General features: G+C 31.3%; 4 protein-coding genes and 1 pseudogene. All 5 read right to left on the bottom strand.

Features of this window, described 5'->3' with window-relative positions; genetic code table 11:
* Positions 1 to 33 precede the first annotated feature (33 nt).
* Positions 34 to 540 carry a hypothetical protein gene (locus GJV76_RS14890; RefSeq protein WP_155093379.1) on the bottom strand — a complete coding sequence of 169 codons (507 nt, stop codon included), beginning with the start codon at positions 538 to 540 and terminating at the stop codon, positions 34 to 36.
* Between the two features lie 735 nt (positions 541 to 1,275).
* Positions 1,276 to 2,067, bottom strand: a complete 792-nt coding sequence (locus GJV76_RS14885) for a hypothetical protein (RefSeq protein ID WP_155093378.1) — start codon at positions 2,065 to 2,067, stop codon at positions 1,276 to 1,278.
* Between the two features lie 2 nt (positions 2,068 to 2,069).
* Entirely contained in the window at positions 2,070 to 2,846 is a 777-nt protein-coding gene (locus tag GJV76_RS14880; RefSeq protein ID WP_155093377.1) for a hypothetical protein, read from the bottom strand.
* A complete protein-coding gene (locus GJV76_RS14875; protein WP_155093376.1) occupies positions 2,824 to 3,576 on the bottom strand; it encodes a hypothetical protein in 753 nt (250 codons plus the stop codon). The genes GJV76_RS14880 and GJV76_RS14875 overlap by 23 nt, the downstream gene beginning before the upstream one ends.
* Positions 3,577 to 3,627: 51 nt before the next feature.
* Positions 3,628 to 7,021: pseudogene (locus GJV76_RS15770) on the bottom strand (hypothetical protein); the annotation flags it as partial.

The following is a 7,021-nucleotide window of genomic DNA, read 5'->3' as shown; positions in this document are numbered from 1 at the left end:
TAGTATCTTAATTGTCCACTTTTTGCTGACGATTTACACATGTTTCGAGTTAGGCAAAAAACTCACCATACCCATCGACAAAGGCTCTTCTGACTTTTTTGAGGCATCTACTTTAATAATTCCATTTTTGAAAGAAGCTAGTCCTTGGATATCTATATTATTCTTCAAATCGAAAGCAATACCATCTAATTTACTATCAAATACAATGTTATAAAAAGATGACAGACCTTTACCTTTAATCAGCTTAGCATTTGTTTCATCATTTAAAACAAAATAAGCAGAAGATGTCTTATGTATAGATGACATACCATAAATTCCGTCGTTGGTAAAGTCTTTATAAAAATAAATATCCCCATCGTTGGTAAATTTTCCTTTAGACGTATTAATAAAGTCAAACTCTGTAGCAACAATAGTTCCTGGAGAAACAGAAAATACACCTGTATTTACTAATTCAATTTTATCTGCTTCTACTTGAGCATGAGATACATAATAAACATTGCAAAATAGCAGCAAAATTATTTTTAAACAGTTCTGATTCATACACGATTTTATTTTTTTGATTACTTACTATTTTTCTTAGATGTATTTTTACAAAAAACCTAAATAATTCCATCCTAATTTAAACAAATAAAAAAACAAACACAAATATTTTCTTATAAATTATCGATATTTTTACAACTTTTTATCATAAATATCATGATAAAAAACAATGAATTCATTTTCATCTCCAATAGTCAAACTGTTGATCTAGTATTAACATTAGAGAATATTTAATTTACATATATTGCTTTTTACTAATGAAATTGAAGAACACCTTAATATATTACTACATTTCATTCTGACAATAAAAAAAGTGTTTTATAGCTCTAAAAAACCTTTATTTTTTTGCTATTTTATCAAATAAAAATCAAAAATAGAGACTTAATTTACATTATAAAAGACAAATTAATAGTTTTAACTTTTTTTATCCAAAAAGGATACTTTAATTTATTAATCATTTCAGTAGCTGAAATACTCGCAATCTTTTTATAATTTGAAAACTTCAGATTATAATATTAGAAGTCCTCTAAAATTGATTAACAGAAAGCTTACCCATAAAAAAAGGTGGTTTAGTTAAAATAACTAAACCACCTTTTTTTATGGGTAAGGCAACAATAAGTTCTAAACGAATATCAATCACTATATCACTAAAAAACATTCTCAACTTTAATCATTCCTTTTGTAATAATTAAGATTGTTCAATTTATTTGATAATTGTAATTTGTCAGTTCTTACTCAATATGTCGAAATTATCTTTTCATATATAATCCCATTAAAGACGCCTATTCCTAATGATTCTATTTCACCATTTGCATTACCAAAATAAACCTCTTTATCAATATTATCATAACGTCCTTTTTCAACATAACCATACAATTTATATTTTACTACCTTATTCACTGTTTCAGTATTACTTATTTGGTCTATTGCTTTACCTGTTATCGATACTCCCAAAAAAACATCTCCTTCCGAGTTTATTTTACTTTCATAGTTGGTTAGTTTTCTTGATCCTTGATCTAATTCTACTAATGTAGTATCTTCCTCAACTTTAGTTAAAGTAACTCCAACATAACCAACAACTATAAGATTATTTTCTTTATTATTATATATATAAATAGGCACGTCATACTCTAAAAAAAGGATATTATCTGTATTGGGAGATAAAGTAACTTCTAAATCCATTTCTAAAGTAATTTGATCTTTAGAAGGATCCATTACATTAGCACTTTTACCTGTATGAACGGTCCTTTTACTCTTAACATATTTAATAGTTTTCAAATTAAAATTATCTGAACTATAGTCCATTGTAGCAAGATCTCCATCTTGATTTAATACTATTTTACGCAAATACTCAGGTTTACGTTCTAATCCCTCTAAACGAATATATCTATCCTCAGGATTTTCAACTTGAATCCCCTTAGGATTTATATCAAAATTTACCACTGGATTTTCAACTCCAATCCCAACCTGTCCAATCATTTTAATGCTGAACAAAATAAAAAACAATATGTTAACTCTCTGCTTCATTTCTATTCTACTAACTCATTAATTGTTATAACAAAAACACCTCTTCCCCAGTTATAATTCTGATAACTGGTCCTATCATCATATGAACCAAATGTAATAGTATAATTACGCAGATTAATATGATCTGTAAAACCGTATACATCATATACAATCTCCAACGGAACATCTGTATCATTTTTTACTATATCTACATAAGTGCAAGAAATTGCTCTACCTATGGCCGTTACAGCATTAGCATTGGATAGACTTGGAGAAAAAACACGCACAGAAGTATTTATTTTCTCAAATTCTCCATCTCCTTGTTTCTTTTTCAAGAAAACACCAAAATCTCCTTTAGGATTTCCTGTTGCTCCATACAATGCAGGGATACTATAAGCTATTTCTAATACATAAGTTTCATTGGGAGGTACCACAATTTTGCTATTCAAGTTTAGTGACTCCTCTTCATAAGTAACATTCCTATCTGGTGTGCTGTCATTTGGAATGTAAATATTTTTATTCATCTTAGCTGTCAAAACATTTTTAAACATTAAATTAGTTGGTAATCCGGTAAATACAGCTAAATTTCCTTTTGCATCAGAAATTAAATGTTTGGGGTAATCCATCATAGATTCCTCCACATGAATAACATCTTTTAATTTTACATCTTTACCAATATGTATGGCAGCCTTAGGACTCTCTATACCAATTCCAACTTGAGCCATACAAATGACACTTTGAAACAGTAAAATTGCACTTATAATTTGTTTCATTTTCTTACTCGCTAATTGTTTCTCCATAATAAGGTTTGTGATAAACTTTAATTAGTAGCATACCTACATTTCCTCTGTTATCAGACATCTGTGAACCATATTGAACTATTCCATGATTATCCTTAGTGTAACTCATTAATTTATAGGTTATTTTTTTGCTATAAACATCATTATTAAGTACTTCTTGAATATTCATTCCTTCAACAAATGAACGTCTAACCTCTAAATTTGGTGCCGTTTTTTCATATTCACTAGGTATTGATAATGATCGATTACCTTCCGCTACATTGCTATAATCACTATCTTGATCTTCTTTTTTCATTAATCTAACACCAATTTCACTAACTAAAGGTGTATCGCTAAAAGCTGAATAGTCCTCTGTTTCGAAAGAGACAGGTACATTATAGTGAATTTCAAAAATTGAAATTGTACGCGGTAGTAATTCTAGTTCTATCTCTAAAAATAAATCCTTACTTTGATCTGTTTGATTTAAAACTACTTTATCCTCCATTTCATCAGAAATCATCTTAACAAAATAAGATCGCTCACTTTCAATTTCTAAATATCCTAACCTTCCTTGATTATCCATCAAAACCTCTCTATTAAACTGTTGTAAATCCCCCTCTTGTAAATTTCGAAATCGTATACTACCTTCTATTTCAATACCACTCGATGGGTTTTCTGTACCTATTCCAATCTGTGCCACCATTATACAAGAGTAGAGTAATCCTATTATTGTAAAAACTAGTTGTTTCATTATGTTCTCATGTTAATTATTTGATATTAATAAGTAATATACTATCGAAAATTATTTCTTTACATACTCTAAAATAAGGTAATACTTGCCTTTAGGATGTTTTACAGTTACTGTACCTGGTGTTCCAAGTGTTAAGACCGTTTTCCCATTAACAACTTCCTTTTTTATTAAATCACGAGTAGAAGAATTAGTTGCTTGATTGATCAATCTAGCATCTAGAATAATTGACGCAAAATCACCATCTAGTGTTATTTTATTGTCTGGTTGAGTTAATTCTATTTCGAAAACTTTCTGAGCTACTTTTTTATCTGTATCTAACCATTTTATATCTTTAATTTGCTCATCTTGACTATAGTCAACTCCATTAAAAGTAACCTGTCTAAAAGCAGCTCCTCCATCACCATCAGCTACCAATAACTCTCCTTCAATTGCTTGCTGAGACGATATTTTTGCAGCTGTCACTCCTTTATCTTTTACTACTGTCCCATATACTGAAGCAGCTCTTAACTTCGCATAGGTTACTGCATCATTTGCAATCTTTTCTGTAATTACTGCATTGTTTTTTAAATGTTTACTATCAATTGATAAGTTATTTACTTCTAATACAACCTCTCTTAAAACTGATCCTATTGATCCTGAAGTAGCAGAAATTGTTTCTCCTCCAGCGATATTAGCCTTAGTTATTACCTGATCAACTTTTCCAAAACTATATCCTCCTTCTCCATCAGTTAACAAAATTTGATTAGATGTAGCACTTTGACCACCTTCTACGGATGAAAGTTTATTTATCGTCACTGTTTTTTCTCCCAAATGCTCTGTTGTAATACCTGCATCACTAACTTTAATAGACGCAGGTGCTAATAAAACACCTTCCCTACTAGACACTGTAATAGAACTATCACTATTTAATTGCTTACCATAACTATTCAAAGATAAAAACTTTGCCTCTCCATCTCCTAAAGAAGTTAAAACAGTTCCCTGATCTGCTTGATCTGCATCTATTTTTATTGCCTGAATTGTTTTGTCTGCTATTTTTCCATTTCTAATACCTTTATCCTTAACACTAATACTCACATCCTTTAAAAGTGCTTGATTTCCTCCTGTAACCTCGATAGCATCACCAGCATACAAAGTTTTACCCGCATCAGCTATAGCTGCTGTAACTGTTTCAAAACTCGCTCCACCTTCACCATCTGTAAGTAGCACTAATCCTTTAGTTTCACCATCTGCATTAATTTTCTGAGGAGTGACAGATTTATCACTTAAATGTTGTTCTTGAATTCCTGATGGAGCTATTTGAATAGTTGCCTGTTTTAAAAGTGCATGATCTCCTCCAACAACAGAGATTGAAGTATCTGCTTTTAATTCCTTTCCACTTTTTGAGGCAATTTCATCCATAAAAGAAAAGGTTGTACTTCCTTGACCATTCGTTACTAAAAATGCTCCCTCACCTATTAACTCATCTCCTATTTTGGAACTAATTTTAGTTGTGGTAACAGCAGTATCTTTTATATGTTTTGTATCCACTCCTTGCTCAGCAACTGCGATACTTGTTTGCTGTAGAAGAGCTTTATTTTCAGCGGTAACACTAATTGAGGTATCAGATAATAAGCTTTCTCCTTTACCAGAAAAAATATTTTCGTTTATTTCTTGATAATTTACAGCTCCATAACCATCTGCTGTTAGTACTGCATTTAAAACTGCTCCTTCTGAAGATATTTTAGCTGCTGTTACAGCCTTATCTTGTAATTTTGCTGTAACAATACCTTGATCTTGTATTCCTACTGTTGTATTAGCTAAAACAGCAGATATTCCATTACCATTAACAAAGTGCAAACCATCTTCTAGCTGTAAATCTTTCGCTTCTTGTACAATACTCGCTCTATCCACATAATTAAATCCACCATCACTATTTGTTACCATTACCATTCCTTCATCCGAACCTGTACTACTTAATTTATTAATCTGAATTGTTTGTTCAGCTATTTGTTGATTAGTAATACTTTGCTCTTTAATACCTAATCTAATATCCTTTAACAAGGCCTTATCTCCTGTGACAGTTGCACCGTGTTGGTCAGGCATGATGGTAATAATATTATCTGTTAATAAATTACCAGCTACAGAGTCATAAATTTTATCCATTTCTCCCCAAACTGTTCTTCCTTGATCATCACTTAGCAATACCCTACCTTTCCCTACATTACCAGAAGTAATCTTATCATTAGTTACTGCTAATTCTGATATTTGAGCTGTTTTAACCGCATTGTCAGCCAATTGTTCGGTGTTTATACTCTTTTCTCTAATACTTAAATTCACATCTTCTAACACTTTATTTACTCCATTATCAGATGCTATAATAATGTCATCAGTAGTTATTGCTCCTTTATTCTGTAAAACACTTGAAGTTAAAGGTTGATAATTAACTATTCCTTGGTCTCCAACTATAGCTACATATCCTTGTTCCTCTTCTCTAGCAATAAGCTTAGAGGCAGTAATAGATTTATCATTGACCTCTAAAATTACGTTTTGAAGTACTGCCCCATCTGCGCCTTGTATTGCGGTGATTGTTTCTCCTGGTATAATAGATCCTTTTTCTGTCAGCATATCAGATGTTAAAGGTTGATAACTTACAGTACCTCCTGTACCAACTATAGCTACCGATCCTTCATTAGCATTTTCTGCGTTTAATTTAGACGCCGTAACAGCTCTATTGGCGATATGTTTTTCTTTGACTCCAGAAACATTAAGTTCAATCTCCACTTCTTTACCTTGTTCTCCAATTAATACATTCTCACCTCCTTTAACCAAAATAGTCTGTTCTACATCTCCTACAATATCTCCATTGACAGCATATATTAAAGCTTCTTTCAAGGGCGTAAATAGAGCTCCTCCAATTCCATTAGCTATTAAAACCGCACCATTCGGCATATTTTCAGAGCCTATCTTTTCAGAAGTAACACTTTTATCTTCTATATGTTTAGTTACAATTCCACTGGTTGCAACCTGGACTTTAACCCCCTTAAGAAGAGATGCCGAGGCATCACCTTCTATCTCTAAAGAATTATCAACAGATAAGGCCTCTCCTTGTAATACTGTATCTAACTCTTGGTATTTTACAGTACCATCGTTTTGGGCTATAGCAACAAAATTGTTCTTTCCTTGACCTGCCCATAACTTACTCTCACTTACAGCTCCATCTTTTATTTTAGAAGTAAGTATTGCATTATCTTTTAAGTGTTCTGCATCGACTCCTTTTTTAGCTATTTCAATACTTGTTTCATTTAGCAATGCCTTTTCTCCATATGTTACTTTAATAGAAGTATCTGATAATAATGCTTTTCCTTTTGTTTCTATTATTTCATATATATTATTTTGAACATCTTCATTATTAATAATGTCTTCAAAGTTATTTGTTACATCTCCGATAACATCTATAGTGACTTCA

This window comes from Myroides albus (genome assembly GCF_009711045.1).
Lineage (GTDB): Bacteria > Bacteroidota > Bacteroidia > Flavobacteriales > Flavobacteriaceae > Flavobacterium > Flavobacterium album_A.
This window is presented reverse-complemented; position numbering and strand designations above follow the sequence as displayed.